The organism is Pseudomonas oryzihabitans (genome assembly GCF_001518815.1).
Taxonomy (GTDB): Bacteria; Pseudomonadota; Gammaproteobacteria; order Pseudomonadales; family Pseudomonadaceae; genus Chryseomonas; species Chryseomonas oryzihabitans_E.
This window is the reverse complement of sequence record NZ_CP013987.1, coordinates 932,091-950,718: the sequence shown is the minus strand read 5'-3', so window position 1 is coordinate 950,718 and position 18,628 is coordinate 932,091. Positions and strand designations below refer to the sequence as shown.

The following is an 18,628-nucleotide window of genomic DNA, read 5'->3' as shown; positions in this document are numbered from 1 at the left end:
TAGATGCCTGAACCTTTTCCCGATCAGAATTCACGCCAAGCCTCTCTCAGTTAGCAAACAAATAGTAGCTATTGTATCATGAAGCAAAACTTACGCCAACTTCAGATGCGGGATATTAATGAAAACCAAATCGCTTTCGGGACTTTCTATAGACGGCTGTTTATGCATCAATCTAGAAAAGCGAACTGACAGAAAAAAACTTCTAGAAAAGGAATTTTCGCAGTCAGGAATAAAAATTGAATTCATAAAGGCAGTTGCACATTCGAATCCAGAACAAGGATGCTATGAATCCCATCGCCGCTGCGCCCAAATAGCGCTCGAAAGAAACTATAAGAATGTCCTAATCCTTGAGGACGATGCTACGCTCAAACAATTCAGCACTCATCAAATCAAAGCTATCAACAAAACGCTAAAAGAAAAGCAGCCGCAAATTTTCTACCTAGGCATAATACTCGGCAAGCTCTGGCTTACCTGGACTCTAAATATTGCAAGATGCCGAGGCCAAGGGGCACATGCTTACATTTTATCCAGGGAAGCCTGCAGAATTGTGGCAGACAAACCTTTTGAAGGCAAAGCCATTGACAATTTCTACTCGAAGAATCTTCGAGCATATTGCGTCTTCCCGATGCTTTGCGAGCAACAAGGCGGCGGAAAAATATCAAGCGATATCAACCCTAGCAATTATAAAACAGAAGCTGAAGTTAAGTTCTGGAAAAAAAATAATCGAAAGCAATACATTGAAGCCCTAAAGAACATTGATAAATCAATTTTTAGGATAGACCTTTAAGTGAAAAGAAAAATAATTTATCTCACAACTGGCAAAGAGTCCTACCACATAGAATCTCTCTATAGCCTCGCATCAGCAATAAAATTACTTGGAGACAAAAGAGAAGAAATCGAATTTGTAGTCCACACCGACCAAGCCAGTTTTTATCGAGCACTGCCGGTTAGTGTTAGACATATAAGTCAAAAAACCCTTCTGGAATGGAAAGGTCCTATTGACTATATTTTTAGAGCCAAGCATGCCTGCCTGCTATCGGAGTTAGAGAACAGCGAGCAATGTATACTTATTGATAGCGATACATTTTTTCATCGCACCCCCATGAGCCTTTTTGAACGCGTTTCAAAAGAATCGCTGCTATGCAATGAACTACAGCATAAATTCGGGGAAAACAAAGATGACTACACATATAAAAGCCTTGCACATCACCTACAAAAACTGGGACTTGCCCCTGATAACATGTATCGACTAAATTCCGGCGTGATTGGCCTGACTAAAGAAAATAAAGTGGTTTTAGAAAAAAGCATTGCTTTAATGGATAAATATCATAGTAAAGCTTCAGCATCCTACAACCTGGAAGAGTTTGCTTTAGCTGTAACTTCACACGCCAAAAATCTCTCAGTAAACACGTGCACGGACATAATAAAACATTATTGGAGCAGAAAAAATTTAGTCAGAGCAAAAATTGTGGCCTGGTATCAAAAACATGGAGAATCACCGCTGTCTGAGGCTGCATTCAACGACATGCTCTTAATAAATACCAGACCACCCAAACCACCTGCTCCCAAGCGGCTCTTCAATAAAGCAAAATCTTTGCTTATTCCAAGGCAGCAAAGGCAACTTGCGCTAGAACTCATGAACGGGTGCTATCACTATCAGAATGAATTCGAAAGAGCCTGTAAATTTGCCTGGTGGGAAACGGCTCTAAAAAATGCTAGCGAAAAAAATCAGCTAAACAGGAAACAGGTACTGACAATACTCAAGACACCTGCCTTCCGCCTATCCATAGGAGTACAGCACTCTAAAGAGATTAGCGACTATCTGGACAGCTCGACCGACTTTTAGAAATATTAGCCAGTAACGAAAGGTACAAGCCTGCTACCCACCAGCTAATTAGCCACTCTGGCCGAGGCGTATCTATAAAGCGAGCCCCATCGAATTGCATGGCAATAGTACTATACAACCACACAGCCAAGACGTAACCGGCAAAACTTTCCCTCCTAAAGCACCAGGCTACCTTGAAAATATTAACCCACACAGCCAACCAAACAACCAGAACAATTAACCCGCAGACAATAGCTATATGAAGAAGCATATTATGGGCATGCGCAAACTCCATGCCCAGCCTGGGAACATATATCTTATAATCACCACCAATACCGAACCATGGATGATCCCCTATCATGCTGAGTGCTTGAGCCGCTATGTCAGGACGAAACGAAACCCCCCTCTCTATAATGAAAGGATAAAATAGCGCAATCACCAGTACAAAAAGTATCCCAAAAACGCAACTAGCTAACCGCTCCTTTCGACCAAAACGGAAAAGAAATCGCATGAAAAAAACAATTAAGAGAGCAAAGAAAGCGCCTCGACTTTGCGTCATCGTTACATAGCAAAACATCGAAAACCCAGAACAATAAAAGAGTACTGCCCTAGGAATAGTTAGACTGTAATCGCTTAGGCACCAGCCGCCTATAAGCATTACGGAGACTGCATAAGCCCCCATAATAGGATCATCCAGGACACCCAATCCCAAAAGCCGGCTATAAAAAGAGTTATTTTCTATAAAATAAAAATTCAAAATTGAGACCAGGGCGATAACTCCACCCACCCAATACGCTAGCAAAACCACTCTTCTAATATAAGAAAACTCTTTACCGCCAAGCACAAAAAAACCATACAGAAAGGCCAATATAAAGATAGTTCTTTTTAACGTTTGCCAACCTTGATGCAAGCCCCCCGTATAAAAAGCCGGGAAAACAACCAATGCAAAAATCGCAAAAAAATAGAGCACCTTCCGACTAGTGAAAAAGGCAACTACCACCTGCCCTAAAAGAATATCAATAAAAAAAGGCAGAACAACTAAAACCAAATAAAGCTGCTGATAATTTTTATTGCGAGGAACCAGCCCCATCCCTATAACAAACCAAGCAATACCAGCACTAAAGAACAGACACCTATAGCGAGACCAAAGCTCACACATCAACGCACGTTGCATAAAGTTGGCACCACAGTTAAAATCACCAAAATTGACTGGAGAGATCTATGCTTTCGGAATCAATAGACATCTCGTCTTTAGAGACCATATTAAAGAATTCAACATTACTAGAGGCAGATGCTAGCGGCCCCAAAGTCCTATTAACACAAGAAAAAACCATCATAAAGCTTTTTAGAAGAAAAAGACTTTTAAGTTCAGCACTGTGGAAACCATACTCCTTAAGATTCATAAATAACGCTGAAAAGCTCAAAAAACTTGGCATCCCAAGCATTATACCAATAAGACACATAAAGATAATAAAGCACTCGCTCACTGCAGTGGAGTATTTTCCTTTAGCGGGAAAAACGCTTCAAGAGATTTATCTTGAAGACCCTCTCAAGCTCAAAAGAAAAAACAGCGCCATCAAAAGATTTATCAACACTCTCCATGAGAAGGGCATATATTTTAGATCCCTCCACCTTGGCAATATCATTATCACACCCGATGGAAGGTTTGGCCTGATCGACATCGCTGACATGCGTTTTTTTGGAAAGCCTTTAAATTCAAACCAAAGAAAAAGAAACTCCGAGCACTTCAAAAGCCATTTAAAAAGGAACGGACTTCTAAAAGTAGATTTACCATGAAAGAAAAAAGCGAAGCAATCTTTTAAGTGTCACACTGTTCCACATTGAAAAAGGCAACATAAAAAAAAGTTTTACAGCGTAAATCTTAGAGTCCTTTACGGCATGCTTCAGCGCCTTATTTATAATAGCCCGACGGGCAAGCTGATACTCAGCCAAGCCATTAAACGGAGCTATAGCATGCATATCGTCTTCGAACTGTCGCCGATACTGTGTTCTTGATATGTTGGTACCGTGCCGACGATAGGCAGTTATCCAAGATGGTAAAACATGAACTTCTTTTCCAGAGGCTGCAACTTTCAAAGTCATTTGAAAGTCCTGAACTCGCAGACTATCGTCGTAAGGATCTTGCCCATTCAGAATGTCAAGCCTATACATGGACACAGGCCCTCCGACTGCAAAGGCCTCACTCAGTATTTCTTTAATTGTTAACACATGCGCTCTGCCAGAAGCATCTATCTTTTCTCGCTTTATTTCAGAGCCATTTCTATCTATATAAACAACCTTACCGCCAACCAAACCAACCTGGCTGTTTTTCTCAAGATAAGCTGATTGCAAGCTCAACCGACCTGGCAGCATCACATCATCAGAATCCATTGTTGCAATAAACTTGCCGCGTGCAATCGCTAAGCCTCGGTTCATCGCGGCGCAGACGCCCTGATTCGATTCCAACCTAAGAAGTCTAAAGCCATGTTGCGCGCTTAAGCCTTCCAGCAACTCATAAGAGCCATCGACTGAACAGTCATCGACCACAATTAACTCAAAACTCTCATGATCCTGCCTAAGCACACTAGTGATGGCCTGCTCAACATAAGCAATGTGGTTATAGCAAGGCATGACAACGCTTATCAAAGGAACATCCTTCACATCAGCGTTTAGCATTTTTGAGCTCAACATAACTTTAACCATCTTCTTAGCATGGAACGCTTTTCCATATGCTTCACGCGCAGCCTTGGCCTTAAATGCTGGGCTACCGTTTCGCCTATTGCAAAAAACGAGAATTTTTCCACTGCTAACTTTTTTCCACATTTAGCAATACGTACTGCAGACAGCGGATCCCTGCGCAGCCCTGCGAGTTTTTCACGCAACTCGTCCAGCGAGCGATAGAGCACCACGTTGACGCCATCCTCGAACCCCAGCGCGCGATTCTCCTCTTCGCCCTGATCAAAGGTGAAGAGCACGCAGCCGCAGGCCATGGCCTCGAAGTTCTTAATCATGTATTCGCCCATGCCGACATCGGCGCCGACAAAGAAGCGGATGCGATTGAGCGTCTGCAGGTATTCGTCGCCCGAGCGGGTCTTGGTGATCAGTAACGGCTCGACCTTGGCCAAATCTTCCAGCAGCTGCTTGCGCCCGCTGTAGGCCACGCTGCCCAGGCTGCCGACGAAGCCCAGTTCGATGTCACGTTCGAGCCCGAGGTCGCGCAGGCGGCTGTCGTCGTAGCCCTTGGGCACGAAGACGGCATCCACTCCCTCCTCCCGCAATCGGCGCGCCACGCCGGCGCCGGAGACCAGCACGCGCGCGTGGGGCATGGCCTGGTAGTAGCGGCTGAATTTGCCGGTGTACTTGCAGGGAATGAAATTCTGGTAGGCGTCGTGCTCCAGCTCCACCAGATTGGGCAGGCTGCGGATGAACGAGACCTGCTTGAGCTGTTTCTTGAATCTGAGAAACAGCAGGATGCGATCGTATTGCTCGGGCCGGGGCACGGCACGGCGGAAATAGCCGCGCAGATCGGCCTGTTCCTCGTCGCTCAGCCAGCGCAGGTCGCAATCGCACTGGGCGGCGATGCTGGCATAGAAGTGGTCCAGCAGGATGCGTTGCTCCTTCTGGACCAGGAACAGGACTTTCACGGCGCCGGGGCCTTGAAGGCGGCGACCATGGGCAAACGCCAGAAGTCGCGGCGCACGGCCTCATCGGAGAAGCGCTCGGCCAGGCGTTCGCGCATGTGCTGCACGCAGGCACGTCGCTGGCTCGGCGCCAGCCGACCCAGATGCTGCAGGCCCTGACCGAGGGCTTCGGCGTCCCCCAGGGGGAAGAGGAAGCCGACGCCTTCGACGATCTCGCGGGCGCCACCGCAGGAGGTGGCGATCAGCGGCACGCCGGCGGCCATGGCTTCCAGCAGGACCATGCCGAAGGGCTCGTGATCGGAGCTCAGGGCGAAGACATCGAAGGCCTTGAAATACCGCCGTGCGCCTTCCACCTGACCCAGGAAGACCACCCGGTCGGCAATGGCCAGTTCGCGAGCGAGGTCCTTGAGGTCGTCTTCCAGGCGGCCCTTGCCGAGAATGGCCAGCAGGGCGTTGGCCGGAAGGGTCGGCAGGGCAGCGGCGAAGCCGCGCAGCAGCGTGGCCTGGTCCTTGTCCGGGTGCAGGCGGCCGACGTTACCGACGATCCAGGCCTCCTGGGGCAGCTTGAGCTCGGCGCGTGCCTGATCGGCCGGCAACAGCTCACGCTCCACCGCCTCGACATCCAGGCGGTTGTAGAGGGTCTCGATACGCTCGGCCGGCCAGTCCTTGAGGCGCTGGCGGATCTCGTCGCGCACCGCATCGGAGACTGCCAGGAGCGTCAGGCGCTTGCTCATCAGCTTGGCGAACAGCCGGCGACCGACTCGGTCGTAGTCGCCAAAGGCGTGGTGGACGCCGATCACCGGCAGATTGGTGGCCAGGCAGGCGATCCAGATCGGCTTGAAGCGATGGGCGATGACGAAGCGGATGCCCCGCGAGCGAACGATCTCGCGCAGCGCCTGGATGGCGCCAAGCTTGAGGCCACGCACGTCGCGTGAGGAATACTCTAGGAACAGCACTTCGTCGCTGCCGCAGCCGGCGGCCACCTCGGCATCGGCGGTGCCGGTGAGAAAGACCGTGGTGACGCGATAGCCGCTGCCCGCGAAGAGGCTGGCGGTCTGGCGGGCGCAGTCGAGAAAGGGACCGTCGTAGCCATGACAGAACTGCAGCACTCGCGGTTCGGCGGAACGCGTCATAGGCCGGCCCCCTCCTTGATCACCAGGACATCTTCCATGATCAGGTACTGCAGATCCGAGCCGAAGAACATGTTCAGGGCGTCGGTAGGCGAGCAGACCATGGGTTCGCCGCGGCGGTTGAGCGAGGTATTAAGGGATACGCCGTTGCCGGTGAGCTTTTCTAGCTCGACCATGAGGTCGTACCAGCGCGGATTATGGCGGCGCTCCAGCACCTGGGCGCGGGAGGTACCGTCTTCGTGGACCACCTCGGGCACCCGGTTCTTCCACTCCTCGTTGACCTCGAAGGTAAAGGTCATGAAGGGCGAAGGGTGATCGACCTTGAGCATCTGCGGCGCCACGGTATCGAGCATGGACGGGCAGAACGGGCGCCAGCGCTCGCGGAACTTGATCTGGGCGTTGATGCGGTCGGCCACGCCCGGCACGCTGGGGCAACCGATGATGGAGCGACCGCCGAGGGCACGCGGCCCGAACTCCAGGCGCCCCTGGAACCAGGCCACCGGATTGCCGGCCACCATGATCTCGGCGATGCGCTGGGGCATGTTCTCGATCCGCTCCCACTTGGGCGCCTTGGGGTGACGGGCGCAGGCGGCGATGACGTCTTCGTTGCTGTAGCCAGGGCCGAGATAGACGTGCTCCATCTTTTCCACCGGCACGCCACGGGCATGGGAGACGTAGGCAGCGGCGCCAACGGCGGTACCGGCATCGCCCGAAGCGGGCTGGACGAATAGTTCCTTGACCTCGGGACGGGCGATGATCTTCTGGTTGAGCTTGACGTTGAGCGCGCAGCCGCCGGCAAAGGCGATCTTGCCGGTTTCGCGGATGATGTCGCCCAGGTAGTAGTCCATCATCTCCAGCGCCAGGCGTTCGAACAGCGCCTGCATGCTGGCGGCGTAGTGGATGTAGGGATCGTCGGCGATGTCACCTTCGCGCTTGGGCCCCAGCCACTCGATGAGCTTGGGCGAGAAGTAGTAGCCCTTGCCCTTTTCCTTGTAGCGACGGAAGCCGATGACGTTGGCGTAGTCGGTGTTGATGATCAGCTCGCCGTTCTCGAATTTCGCCAGGCGCGAGAAATCGTACTTGCTGGCGTCGCCATAGGGCGCCATGCCCATGACCTTGAATTCGCCGTCGAGCATCTCGAAGCCGAGGAATTCGGTGAGGGCGCCATAGAGGCCGCCCAGGGAGTCCGGATCGTAGAACTCCTTGATCTTGTGGATCTTGCCGTTCTCGCCGTAGCCGAAGAAGGTTGTGGCGTACTCGCCCTTGCCGTCGATGCCGAGGATGGCGGTCTTCTCGCTGAAACCCGAGCAGTGATAGGCACTGGACGCGTGGGCCAGGTGGTGCTCGACGGCCTCCAGCTTGACCTTATTCAGGTCGAAGCCCAGTTGCACCAGGCACCACTCGATGCGCTTCTGGTAGCGGTGGTAGCGGCGATTGCCGAACAGGATGGCGTCCAGGGCACGATCCGGGGCATAGGCGTAGCGCTTGGCGTAGTGCCAACGGGCTTCACCGAAGAGGCTGATGGGCGCATAGGGGATGGCCACCACGTCGACATCGGCGGGGGTGATCCCGGCCTGCTCCAGGCAGAACTTGGCCGACTCGTAGGGCATGCGATTCTTGGCATGCTTGTCGCGCACGAAGCGTTCTTCTTCCACCGCGGCGATCAGCTTGCCGTCGATGTAGAGCGCGGCGGAGGGATCGTGGCTGAGGGCGCCGGACAGGCCAAGGACGGTCAGGGACACAGGTAAAGCCTCTGTACAGGGCGAAGCCAGGGGAGTTCGCCGGGGTTTCGCGAGGCCGCTGCAGGCCCGCCTCGCCTCAAAAACGGCGAATTATAGCCGTTCAGGCAGGCCACGGGTAATGGCCGCACGCCGGACCGGGGCTTAGCGCACGGCGATTCAGCCCCGGTACAGATGACGGTACGCCGCTCAGGCCGGCGGCAGGCGCTCGTCGAGCAGGCGATGCAGGGCACTGTCAGCCGGCCAGTTGCGCAGCAACCGGGCACGATCGCGGGCATAGGCACCAGCGTAGGCCCGGTCGCTGTCATGGGCCTGCAGGGCGTCGAGGTCGATCACCAGCCAGCGGCCGCCGTGCCAGATCAGGTTGGTGCCCTTGAAGTCGCCATGACCGAGGCGCTCGCGGCGCAGGGCCTCGACCAGCGCCAGCAGGGCGTCCAGCTCGGCCGCCGGCGGTGCGGAATCCACATAGGGCGCGAAGCGCTCCAGCAGATTGGGCCCGTCGACGAAGGGCGTCACCAGGTAGGCGCGACCGCGCAGGCCGAGGAAGCGTCGCTCGCGCACGGCCAGGGGTTCCGGCGTGGGAATGCCGAGAAACAGCAGCCGATGCCCTTCGCGCCAGCTGTGCCAGGCCCGGCTCGGTCGCCAGAAACGCGTCAGCCAGTGGCCGAAGCCCTTGATGTTGTATCTCTTGAGCACCAGGTCCTGACCCTGCCAGGGCAGCCGGGCCACGGTGGCGGCGCCGCCGTCCTTGAAGGTCGGCAGCCCGGCCAGGGCCGCATCGGGATCGGTCAGCAGGCCTTCCAGGCGGCTAAGCCAGGTGCGCCGCACGGCGATCAGCCCAAAGGCGCTACGGGTGACGGCGAACAGGGTGCATTCCCGGCCGCTCTTCTTGAGGTAATCGGTCAGGCGCCAGCGACGGATCTCGGCGGTCCGCGCCAGCAAGGCCTCCAGACGCAAGGCGTGCTCGGCGTTGACCAGCAGATAATTGATCAGCAGCTCTTCCAGCTGAGCATCCAGGGTGGCAGGCAGCTGGGCGAAAAACACCGCCAGGTTCTCCTGCACGCGCGCCTGGGACAGCGGCTGGCCGACCGTTTCGGCCTGAATGTCCGCCGCGTCTATGACCAGTGCCGCGCCATCCTTGACCAGCAGGTTGTCGAGATGCAGATCGGCCTGCCAGAGGCCCTGGGCGTGCAACCGCGCCAGGGTGGCGAGGGCCATGCCGAGCAGGTCGTTCTGCGCGGGAGACAGGGGCGGCTCGCCAGCGATCCGCTGCCAGAGGTGCTCGACACTGGGCGCCGCCTCGATGAAGTCGAACAGCAGCCAGGCGCCCTGCCCGCTCGCCTCGCCGCTGTCGAGCAGCGCTGGGGTCGGCGCCCCGGCGGCGGCCAGCAGACGACAGCCCTCGCGCTCCCGGGCGAATTGCCGGGCGGCGCGCTCGCCCACCAGCAGCTTGGCCAGCACCCGCCGCCCCTGCCAACGCGCCTCGCCGACATAGCGCTGGCCGGGCAGCACCCGCAGCAGCGACAGCAGCTCCAGCTCACCGCCGGGCAGCTCGATCCTCAGTGGCAGCGTCGGCGCACGGCCGGCCTTGGCCAGCTGTTCCAGGGTCATGCCTTGCGCTCCTTGTGACGCCGCCGACCCGCCAGGCGGCGACTCCAGTCACGCACCGCGGCGCTGTCCTGGGGTTGTTGCAGGTAGCTGGCCAGGAGTCGCGCGACGTCCTGCTCGCTCCACTCGGGCGCACGGCGCAGCAGAGGTTCGAGATCGCGCAGGCGATCACGCCGGCCGAACAGCAGCGGGCGGGTCTTTTCCAGATCGATCAGCCGCGCGACCAGGCCTTCGCCCTGGCGTTGCAAGAAGAGGTGCTTGGGATAGAAGCAGCCATGCACCTGGCCAGCACCGTGCAGGCGCCGGGCCAGGTCACCCACGGCGACCAGCACCGCCTGGCGCTCGTCCGGGGCCAGGTGCGGCCAGAGGCGCAGCCAGCTGTCGAGGTCGCGCCATTCGTCCAGCGCACGGGTCACCAGGATGGCGCGCCATCCTTGCTCATCGCGGCGCTCGCCGTAGTAGGCCAGCTCCAGCGCGGGGATGCCGCGCGCGGCGTAGCGGCGGATGTTGCGGCTCTCGCGAGCAAAGGTCGGTTCGCCCAGGGGACGGGCCAGGGTGCGGGTCAGGTAATCGCGCTGGCGCTTGAGGTAGTAGCCGTGCCCAGCCACATCCAGGCGAAACACCTGGCTGAAGCCGCCACGGCCGCGATTGGGCTCGTCCACCGCGGCCAGCTCCAGAGCCCATAGCGCCTCGAAGCTGTCCAGGCCCTGGCCGGCCAGCACGGCCTTGTCCTCGGCCGCCCATACCTCGTTCATTCCCGCCCCTTGAAATAGTCCAGCACCTCGCGGATGCGCCCCTTGTCGTTGTCGCTGAGGCGCGCGCGGCCACGGTATTGCAGATAGAACCTGAGGCGTTGGGTGCGCGACAGCTGGTACTTGGCCACCTTATCCAGGCAGGCCAGGTCCTTGACGATGCGCCAGCGCAGCCAGTGGCCGACCCAGAAGGCGCCGGCCGGGCAATCGATGAGATAGAGCACGCCTTGGCCATCCACCAGCAGATTGCGCCACTTGAGATCGTTGTGGACGAAATGGTGGTCGTGCAGGGTGCGGGTCGCCGCGGCCAGCTGGCGACTGACGTTGTCCACCCAGACCCGGTCGCGCAGCCGTGGATCTTCGCGCCGTGCGAGCTCGGCCAGATCCAGGGTGTTGGGAATCTCGCGGGTGATCATGGCGCCCCGGGCGAAGCCCCGTGGCGAGCGCTCCATGCCCCAGGCCACCACCGGTGCGGTGGCGATGCCCCATTTGGCGAAGCGCTTGAGATTCTGCCATTCGGCCTTGACCCGCGGCCGCCCCACATAGCGGCGCAGCCCCTTGCCGGCGCCGTGGTAGCGCTTGACGTAGTAGCGGATGCCGTCGCGCTCGATGCGCACCACTTCCGATAGCGGATCGCTGGTCAGGCGCTCGCCGCTGAGGGCGAACACCGCTTCGAGGGTCGCGAATTCGGGCAGGTGGGCGACGCTGGAATCGATCCGCCAGTCAGCCATCAGAGCCGATCCCCATAGCGTTCCTTGCGTTCCAGCAGCGCGGCGGCCTTGCGTTCGAGACGGGCCAGCAGGGGCGCCTCGTCGCGCAGGACCTCGCGTAGCGGCCGCTGGAAGTAACCACGCAGAAAGCGCAGAAAGTCGCGCCGCGTCAGGCCGATGCCCAAGGCGGAGAAATACAGCCCGGCCAGGTCCTTGTCGCGCCAGCGCCGGGGCACCTGGGTGCGGCACTGGGCACGGTGCAGGTCGATCAGCCATAGTCGCAGGTTGGCCACCGTGACCGGCTGGGCGGTGTCGAGCAGGAAATGGCAGATATAGCAGTCACGATGATTGACGCCGGCGCGGTGCATGGTGCCGGTCATGCGCGCCACCTCGGCGATCAGCGCCCGCTTGAGCCCCGGTTCGGGCGGCTGGCGGACCCAGTCGAGACTGAAGTCTTCGAGGCTGACGGTAGGCGCCAGCTCTTCGGTGATGATGAAGGAATGCTGGGTCGCCGGATTGGCACCGCGCTCGCCGAAGGCCACGGCGGTCATGGTCGGCACGCCGACCTGGTGCAGGCGCTCGATGGCCTGCCATTCCTGACGCGCGCCCAGCACTGGCTGCTTGGCCTGCAGCAGATTCTTGGCGATCTCGCCCCAGCCGATGCCGCGGTGGATCTTGACGAAATAACCCCGTCCGGCCACCTCGGTGCGCAGGGTACGGCGCCCGTCCAGCTCGCGATAGACCTGGCCCTGCAAGGCTTCCACGGCGACGAAGGGATCCTGGCCGGCCCAGAGGCTGGCGAAGGGTTCATGCAATTCCAGGGTCATGCCGCCCCCAGGATGACGTCGGCAGCACGTTCGGGCAGCGAATAGAGATCGGCGCTGTCGGCGAAGGCCAGGCCATTGCGGCCCTGCACCGCGCGGCGCTCGGGGTCGGCCAGCAGTTCGGCGAGCATCCGGTCCAGGGTCTCCTGGGCGAAGGGCGACGGCACCACCGCGCCAGCGCGGGCCTCGTCGATGTAATGCGCATAGCCGCAGACGTCGGTGACCAGCACCGGCAGCCCGGCGACCAGCGCCTCCAAGAGCACGGTGCCGGTGTTCTCGTTGTAGGCCGGGTGGATCAGCAGATCCGCGCCCAGCAGGAAGCGTGGAATGTCGCTGCGGCCCTTGAGGATCTCGACCCGGTCGCTCACGCCCAGGGCCTTGGCCTGGAGCAGGAAGGGCTTGGGATCGTCCTGGCCGATGGCGAACAACCGGGTGCGGCGGCGCAGTTCCTTGGGCAGGGACGCCAGGGCCCGCAGGCTGCGATCCAGGCCTTTGGTCTTGAAGCCGGAGCCGATCTGTACCAGCAGCAGCTCGCCCTCCTCCAGCTCGAATTCACGGCGGAAGTCGGCGCGGATCTCGGCGGCATTGGCCGGCGCTCGCCGGTCGGCGGCGATGCCCGGCGGCAAGAGATGGAAACGCTTTGCCGGGGTCCCGTAGTGCTTGACGAAGAGCGGCTGCTGCACCTCGGAGATCATCAGGATCTCGGTCGGCGATTCGGGGGCGAACACCGCCCTTTCGTACTCGGCGAAGTGGCGATAGCGGCCCCACTGGCGATACAGCGGATTGCGCAAGGTCTGGGCCTTGTCCTCGAAGCAGGGGTCGGCGGCGTAATAGACGTCCAGCCCTGGCATCTTGTTGAAGCCGATCACCCGGTCCACCGGATCGCGGGCCAGGTCCGCCTGCAGCCAGGCGTGGAATTTCTCGTTGCGGCGATGATTGAACAGGGCGCTGACCCGGGCCACCCGCACGTCGAAGCCTTCCGGCACCGGACCTTCCCAGATCAGCGTATAGACGCGAATGGCGTGGCCACGGCGCTGACACTCCTGGGCGATGCGCAGAAAGTCCCGCTGCAGGCCGCCAAAGGGAAAGTACTTGTAGAGCACGAAAGCCAGGGTCATGCGGGGAGGTCTTCCAACAGCAGGGTTTCCAGTTCCAGTTCGACCCGTTCCGGGGTCAGGGCGGCGAGACTGGCCGCGGGCTGGTCACGCGGCTCGTCGGTGCCGTCCAGGCCCACTGCGCTCAGATGCACCTGGGAACGGCCATAGGCACCGACCTTCTTCGGACTGGTCGGGCCATAGAGCGAGACGGTAGGCACGTCCAGGGCGGCCGCCAGATGGCCGAGACCGGTATCCACCGCCACGCAGGCACGGGCACCGGCCAGCACCTTGGCCACGCCCGCCAGATTCAGCCGCGGCAGCACCTGGACGCCGTCGAGCCCATCGGCGATGCGCTCGGCACGGGCATGTTCCATTTCGTTGCCCCACAGCAGTCGCACCGGCCAGTCCAGCTGGCTCATGCGCTCGGCCAGCTCGCGCCAGTGGGCCTCGGGCCAGTGCTTGCTGACCCAGGTGGTGCCGTGGAGGAACACCACATAGGGCGTCTCGTTGGGACCGGCCAGGCGTTGCCGGTCCAGACCGTAGTCGCCCACGCCCGTCGGCAGCGGATAGTCCAGCGCCTGGGCGAACAGCTGGCGGATGCGCTCCAGGGCGTGTTGCCCCTTGGCGACGTGGTAGCGCTCGTCATAGAAGCGGCTGGCCAGCGGCTCGCGCGCGGAATTGCGGTCGAGACCGGCGACCGGTGCCTCGGCGTAACGGGTCAGCCAGGCACTCTTGAGCAGGCCCTGGGCATCGATCACCCGGTCATAGCGCTGCTCGCGCACCCGATTCTTGAATTCGCCCCACTCGCCACTGGCCCAGGCGGAAAAGGGCTGCTTGCGCCAGCGGCGCAGGGCTACCGGAATCACCTGGCTCACGGCCGGGTGCCAGGCGGGAATCTCGGCGAAGCCCTCTTCCACCACCCAGTCGAAGCAGATGCCTGGGATGGCCCGGGCCGCATCGGTCAGCGCCGGCAGGGTATGGATGACATCGCCCAGGGACGAGGTCTTGATCAGTAGCACGCGCATCTAGCCCACCTCGACCGGATCGGCGACCAGGCGGCCGAGGGCCTCCTGCACCAGACTCGGCTGCAACAGGCGCAGGCAGTCGTAATGGCCAAAGCGGCAGGTGCGGTCGAAACAGGGGCTGCATTCCAGACCCAGGCGCACCACTTCGACCTGGCTGGCCAGCGGCGGCGTGAAGCCCGGAGAGGTGGAGCCATAGACCGCTACCAGCGGGCGATCCAGGGCAGCAGCCACGTGCATCAGGCCGGAATCGTTGCTGATCACCGCACTGGCGCAGGAGAGCAGGTCGATGGCCTCGGCCAGGGAGGTGCGCCCGGCGAGGTTGTAGACATCCTCTTCGAAGCCGGGGGTGACCCATTCGCGGATCTCCTCGCCACCCGGGGCATCCTTCTGCGAACCGAACAACCAGACCTGCCAGCCCTGGCGCAGGCGGGCATCGGCCACGGCAGCGTAGTGCTCGGCCGGCCAGCGTTTGGCCTCGCCGAACTCGGCGCCCGGGCAGAGCGCCAGCACCGGCCGGTCCAGAGTCAGGCCGAAGCGCTCCAGGGCGGCGTCGCGGCTGGTCGGGTCGATGACCAGGCGCGGCTCGGGATAGGGCTTGGGCAACTCGGCGCCCGGTGGGTAAGCCAGCGCCATGAAGCGCTCGATCATCAGCGGATAGCGGGCCTTGTCCAGGGTGCGGATGTCGTTGAGCAGGCCGAATCTCATCTCGCCGCGCCAACCGGTGCGCTGGGGGATGCCGGCGAAATAGGGCACCAGCGCCGACTTCAGCGAATTGGGCAGGAGGATCGCCTGGTCATAGCGACCGCGCAGCTCCTGGCCGATGCGCCGACGCGTGGCCAGCTCGAAGGCGCCATGGCCGAGCGGAAAACTCAGGGCCGCGCGCACCTCGGGCATGCGCTCGAGCAGCGGGCGACTCCACTCGGGGGCGAGTACGTCGATCTGGCAGTCGGGATGCTGGCGCTTGAGGCAGACGAAGAGGGTCTGCGCCATCACCATGTCGCCGACCCAACTGGGTCCGATGATCAGAATATTCATGCTGGAAGGTGATCGGCACCTAGCGGGTGGCCGACTCCCGCTCCGTCAGGCCATGCCTGATCGAAAGGTCGCGCACGGACATCGACATCTTGCCTCTCCTTACTGATGGCGGCCTAAAAGGTGGCCGGATTGCCAGAGGCCATGTCCAGCCCCAGGCCATGCCAGATGCGCCGCACTTCGTCGCGCTCGGCGAGAAAGCCGTCGGCCGGCACCTTGCCAGGCTGCTTCTGCAAGACCAGGCGGTGCAGCGCGGCGCGGTAGGTCTTGTAGACTTCGCGCAGGACGATGGCGTCCGTGGCCGGTAACAGACCAGCCGCCTCGAGGGACTCCAGGATGCGGATGTTGTCGGGAAAACGCAGCAATTCGGGATGCTGCCACGACCAGGCCAGAACGGCGTATTGGACCATAAATTCGATATCGACGATACCGCCGGCATCCTGCTTGAGGTCGAACAGCTGCTCCGGCCGGCGCGCGTTCGGCCCCAGTCCGCCGGCGGTCACCGCGGTGCCCAGGTTGTCGAGCATCTTCTCGCGCATCCCGGCCACGTCCGCCTGCAGCCCCGCCAGCTCTCGCTGCTGCCCGAGTATTCGTGCCCGTACCTCGTCGAAGCGCTCGCCCAGGTGCGCACAGCCCGCCACCACCCGGGCTCGCACCAGCGCCTGGTGTTCCCAGGTCCAGGCCTCGCTGCGCTGATAGCGCTCGAAGGCCTCCAGCGAGCTGACCAGCAACCCCGCCGCGCCGGATGGCCGCAGCCGCATGTCCACCTCGTAGAGGGTGCCCACCGGGGTGGTGGTGGTGAGCAGGTGGATGATCCGCTGGCCCAGGCGGTTGAAGAACTGGGCGCCATCCATGGGCTTGGCGCCGTCGGTCTCGGCCAGGGGATCGGCGTCGTGGATGAACACCAGATCAAGGTCCGAGCCATGGCCGAGTTCGATGCCGCCGACCTTGCCGTAGCCGACGATGATGAAATCCGGCTGGCAGGGCGAACCGTCGCGCCGCAGCGGCGTGCCATGGCGCTGCACCAACTGGCGCCAGGCCAGCCCGAACACCTCTTCGAGGATCACTTCGGCGAGCCAGGTGAGATAGTCGCTGACCTTCATCAGCGGCAGGCTGCCGGCGATCTCCGCCGCCGCCACCCGCAGGCTGTGGGCGCGCTTGAAATGGCGCAGCACGTCCATCTGCTGCTCCAGGTCCTCTTCGGGCAGGCGCATCAGGCGCTCACGCAATTCGGCGGCCAGCTCGGGCTTCTGCGGCGGATGATAGAGCCGCCCCTCGTTGAGCAATTCGTCGAGCAGCGCCGGATAGCGGGCGATCTGCTCGGCCACCCAGGCACTGGCGCCGCAGAGTTCCAGCAGCCGCGCCAGGGCCGGCGGATTCTCGCTGAGCAGGACCAGATAGGCGGACCGCCGCGCCACCGCCTCCACTAGCGGCAGCACCCGCTCCAGGGCGCGGTCGGGCTGCTCGTCGGCGCTGACGGCATCCAGCAGCCGCGGCATGAAGGCATCCAGGCGTTCGCGACCGGCGCGCTGCATGGCGCGCACCTGGCCGCTGGTACGCAGGTTGGCCAGCAATTCCAGCGCCTGCTCCGGCCCCTGGAAGCCCGCCTCGCGCAGTCGCGCCACACTCTCTTCGGGATCGAGCAGGTCTTCCCACAACGGCAACCAGCTGTCCTCCAGCTCGGCGCTCTGGGTCTCCTCCTCGGGATCGGCGATGGTCTGCTGGAAGTGCCAGTCGATGCGGCTGCGCCAGCCGTCGAGCGCCGCGCTGAATTCATCCCAGTCGGCATGACCCATCAGGAAGGCCACCCGTGCCCGCCCCTGGGGATCCACCGGCAGGGTCTGGGTCTGCTGGTCGGCGATGGCCTGCAGCCCATGCTCGACATAGCGCAGGAAGCAGTAGCCCTCGCGGAGCTCGGCTTCGGCCGCCGCCGGTAGATAGTCCCGCTCACGCAGGCTGGTCAGCACCTGGAGCAGCGGCCGCTGCTGCAGCGCCGGATCGCGACCGCCGTGGATCAGCTGGTAGGCCTGGGCGATGAATTCCACCTCGCGGATGCCGCCCGCCCCCAGCTTGACGTTGTCGGTCATGCCGCGCCGCCGCACCTCCTGGCGGATCAGCTGCTTCATGCTGCGCAGGGCCTCGATGGCGGAGAAGTCCAGGTAGCGCCGGTAGACGAAGGGTCGTAGCAGGGTCAGCAGCTCGGCACCGCTGGCCTGGTCGCCACCGACCACCCGCGCCTTGATCATGGCGTAGCGCTCCCAGTCGCGGCCCTGGTCCTGGTAATAGAGCTCCATGGCGGCAAAGCTCAGCACCAGGGCGCCGGCGCTGCCATAGGGCCGCAAGCGCATGTCCACGCGAAAGACGAAGCCTTCCACGGTGGTGGCGTCCAGCGCCTTGATCAGCCGCTGCCCGAGCCGGGTGAAGAATTCCTGGTTGTCCTGCTCGCGCCGTGCGCCGCGGGTCTCCCCTCCCTCGCCGTAGGCGAAGATCAGGTCGATGTCGGAAGACAGGTTCAGCTCGCCCGCGCCCAGCTTGCCCATGCCCAGCACCACCAGCTGCTGCGGCTCACCGCTGTAGCGCCCGGTCGGCACGCCGAACTGGGCGCACTGCTGGGCGTACAACCAGGCGCAGGCCTGGTCGATGCAGGCATCGGCCAGCTCGCTGAGGTCGCGGCAGGTCTCCACCAGATCGGCCTGGCGGGTCAGGTCGCGCCAGACGATGCGTACCTGCTGCAGCATGCGAAAGCGCCGCAGCCGGCGACCCAGCTCGGCTTCGTCCGGGCAATCGACGAGCACCTCGCGCAGCCGTTGCGCCATCTCCCCCGCCGCCAGCGCTTTATCCAGGTCACCGCTGTCGACCAGCGCCAGGCACGGTTCCGGCAGGCGGCAGAACTGCTCGACGACGAAATCGCTGAGGGCGGCGACCCGCCGCCAGTCGGCGCGCCGCTCTGCGGACCAGTTCGCCTGGCGGGCCGCCGCCGCGGGCGCCTCGACCAGGGCGTCGGCCAGACGCCGGTCGGCGAGCTCGGCACATGCGACGAGAGTCGGAGGCAGATCGGGACGAAGGAGGGGTATCATGGGCAGTCCTGCGCAGGGACGGTCGAACCCCACCGCCCTGCCACGAACCCCCTACCAGGGACATTCCGACGGACCACCTGGTCCGAGCGGGAACCGTTATCACGTCCGTGGTTCGGAGTTCGCGAGCCCTTGAGCAGCGCGTTCGACAAACGTCGAATTGTTTTTTAT

Annotated in this window: 16 protein-coding genes; 3 read left to right on the top strand and 13 right to left on the bottom strand. The window is 61.0% G+C overall.

All coding sequences use genetic code 11. The annotated features are described in order from the left end of the window. Window positions 1-118 precede the first annotated feature (118 nt). Together APT59_RS22085 and APT59_RS22355 are read left to right on the top strand one after the other, a co-directional pair. Window positions 119-787, top strand: coding sequence for a glycosyltransferase family 25 protein (locus APT59_RS22085; RefSeq protein ID WP_082696284.1), 669 nt, complete (start codon window positions 119-121; stop codon window positions 785-787). Next, the gene (locus APT59_RS22355) at window positions 788-1,846 is read left to right on the top strand and encodes a hypothetical protein (RefSeq protein ID WP_156428929.1); all 1,059 of its coding nucleotides are present in this window, start codon (window positions 788-790) and stop codon (window positions 1,844-1,846) included. Here APT59_RS22355 and APT59_RS22080 read toward each other — a convergent pair. After that, complete coding sequence (locus APT59_RS22080) at window positions 1,812-2,999, bottom strand: O-antigen ligase family protein (protein WP_082696283.1); 1,188 nt, start codon at window positions 2,997-2,999, stop codon at window positions 1,812-1,814. The two genes, APT59_RS22355 and APT59_RS22080, sit on opposite strands and share 35 nt — an antisense overlap. A gap of 47 nt (window positions 3,000-3,046) precedes the next feature. Here APT59_RS22080 and APT59_RS22075 point away from each other — a divergent pair, with 47 nt between their 5' ends. Beyond that, window positions 3,047-3,622, top strand: a complete 576-nt coding sequence (locus APT59_RS22075; RefSeq protein WP_237140568.1) for a toluene tolerance protein — start codon at window positions 3,047-3,049, stop codon at window positions 3,620-3,622. On the opposite strand, the gene APT59_RS22070 is transcribed toward APT59_RS22075, so the two are convergent. The 12 genes from APT59_RS22070 to glnE all read right to left on the bottom strand — a co-directional run bounded on the left by APT59_RS22070 (window position 3,614) and on the right by glnE (window position 18,460). Beyond that, window positions 3,614-4,501 carry a glycosyltransferase family 2 protein gene (locus APT59_RS22070; protein ID WP_167348553.1) on the bottom strand — a complete coding sequence of 296 codons (888 nt, stop codon included), beginning with the start codon at window positions 4,499-4,501 and terminating at the stop codon, window positions 3,614-3,616. The genes APT59_RS22075 and APT59_RS22070 overlap by 9 nt on opposite strands. 8 nt (window positions 4,502-4,509) lie before the next feature. After that, the gene (locus APT59_RS04310) at window positions 4,510-5,469 is read right to left on the bottom strand and encodes a glycosyltransferase family protein (protein WP_059313722.1); all 960 of its coding nucleotides are present in this window, start codon (window positions 5,467-5,469) and stop codon (window positions 4,510-4,512) included. Continuing rightward, window positions 5,466-6,599, bottom strand: a complete 1,134-nt coding sequence (locus tag APT59_RS04305; protein ID WP_059313721.1) for a glycosyltransferase — start codon at window positions 6,597-6,599, stop codon at window positions 5,466-5,468. Before APT59_RS04305 ends, APT59_RS04310 begins: the two co-directional genes overlap by 4 nt. Further along, window positions 6,596-8,338, bottom strand: coding sequence for a carbamoyltransferase (locus tag APT59_RS04300; RefSeq protein ID WP_059313720.1), 1,743 nt, complete (start codon window positions 8,336-8,338; stop codon window positions 6,596-6,598). Before APT59_RS04300 ends, APT59_RS04305 begins: the two co-directional genes overlap by 4 nt. A 186-nt stretch (window positions 8,339-8,524) precedes the next feature. Further along, complete coding sequence (locus APT59_RS04295) at window positions 8,525-9,946, bottom strand: phosphotransferase (RefSeq protein ID WP_059313719.1); 1,422 nt, start codon at window positions 9,944-9,946, stop codon at window positions 8,525-8,527. After that, complete coding sequence (locus tag APT59_RS04290) at window positions 9,943-10,698, bottom strand: lipopolysaccharide kinase InaA family protein (RefSeq protein WP_059313718.1); 756 nt, start codon at window positions 10,696-10,698, stop codon at window positions 9,943-9,945. The genes APT59_RS04295 and APT59_RS04290 overlap by 4 nt, the downstream gene beginning before the upstream one ends. After that, window positions 10,695-11,426 (bottom strand): lipopolysaccharide kinase InaA family protein, encoded by a 732-nt coding sequence (locus APT59_RS04285; protein ID WP_059313717.1) that lies wholly within the window; start codon window positions 11,424-11,426, stop codon window positions 10,695-10,697. Before APT59_RS04285 ends, APT59_RS04290 begins: the two co-directional genes overlap by 4 nt. Next, window positions 11,426-12,232 carry a lipopolysaccharide core heptose(I) kinase RfaP gene (gene rfaP, locus APT59_RS04280; RefSeq protein WP_059313716.1) on the bottom strand — a complete coding sequence of 269 codons (807 nt, stop codon included), beginning with the start codon at window positions 12,230-12,232 and terminating at the stop codon, window positions 11,426-11,428. The genes APT59_RS04285 and rfaP overlap by 1 nt, the downstream gene beginning before the upstream one ends. Beyond that, window positions 12,229-13,347 carry a glycosyltransferase family 4 protein gene (locus APT59_RS04275; RefSeq protein ID WP_059313715.1) on the bottom strand — a complete coding sequence of 373 codons (1,119 nt, stop codon included), beginning with the start codon at window positions 13,345-13,347 and terminating at the stop codon, window positions 12,229-12,231. The genes rfaP and APT59_RS04275 overlap by 4 nt, the downstream gene beginning before the upstream one ends. Then, complete coding sequence (gene waaC, locus APT59_RS04270) at window positions 13,344-14,351, bottom strand: lipopolysaccharide heptosyltransferase I (RefSeq protein ID WP_059313714.1); 1,008 nt, start codon at window positions 14,349-14,351, stop codon at window positions 13,344-13,346. The genes APT59_RS04275 and waaC overlap by 4 nt, the downstream gene beginning before the upstream one ends. Beyond that, the gene (gene waaF / locus APT59_RS04265; RefSeq protein WP_059313713.1) at window positions 14,352-15,386 is read right to left on the bottom strand and encodes a lipopolysaccharide heptosyltransferase II; all 1,035 of its coding nucleotides are present in this window, start codon (window positions 15,384-15,386) and stop codon (window positions 14,352-14,354) included. A gap of 113 nt (window positions 15,387-15,499) precedes the next feature. Then, window positions 15,500-18,460, bottom strand: a complete 2,961-nt coding sequence (glnE, locus tag APT59_RS04260) for a bifunctional [glutamate--ammonia ligase]-adenylyl-L-tyrosine phosphorylase/[glutamate--ammonia-ligase] adenylyltransferase (RefSeq protein ID WP_059313712.1) — start codon at window positions 18,458-18,460, stop codon at window positions 15,500-15,502. Window positions 18,461-18,628 lie beyond the last annotated feature (168 nt).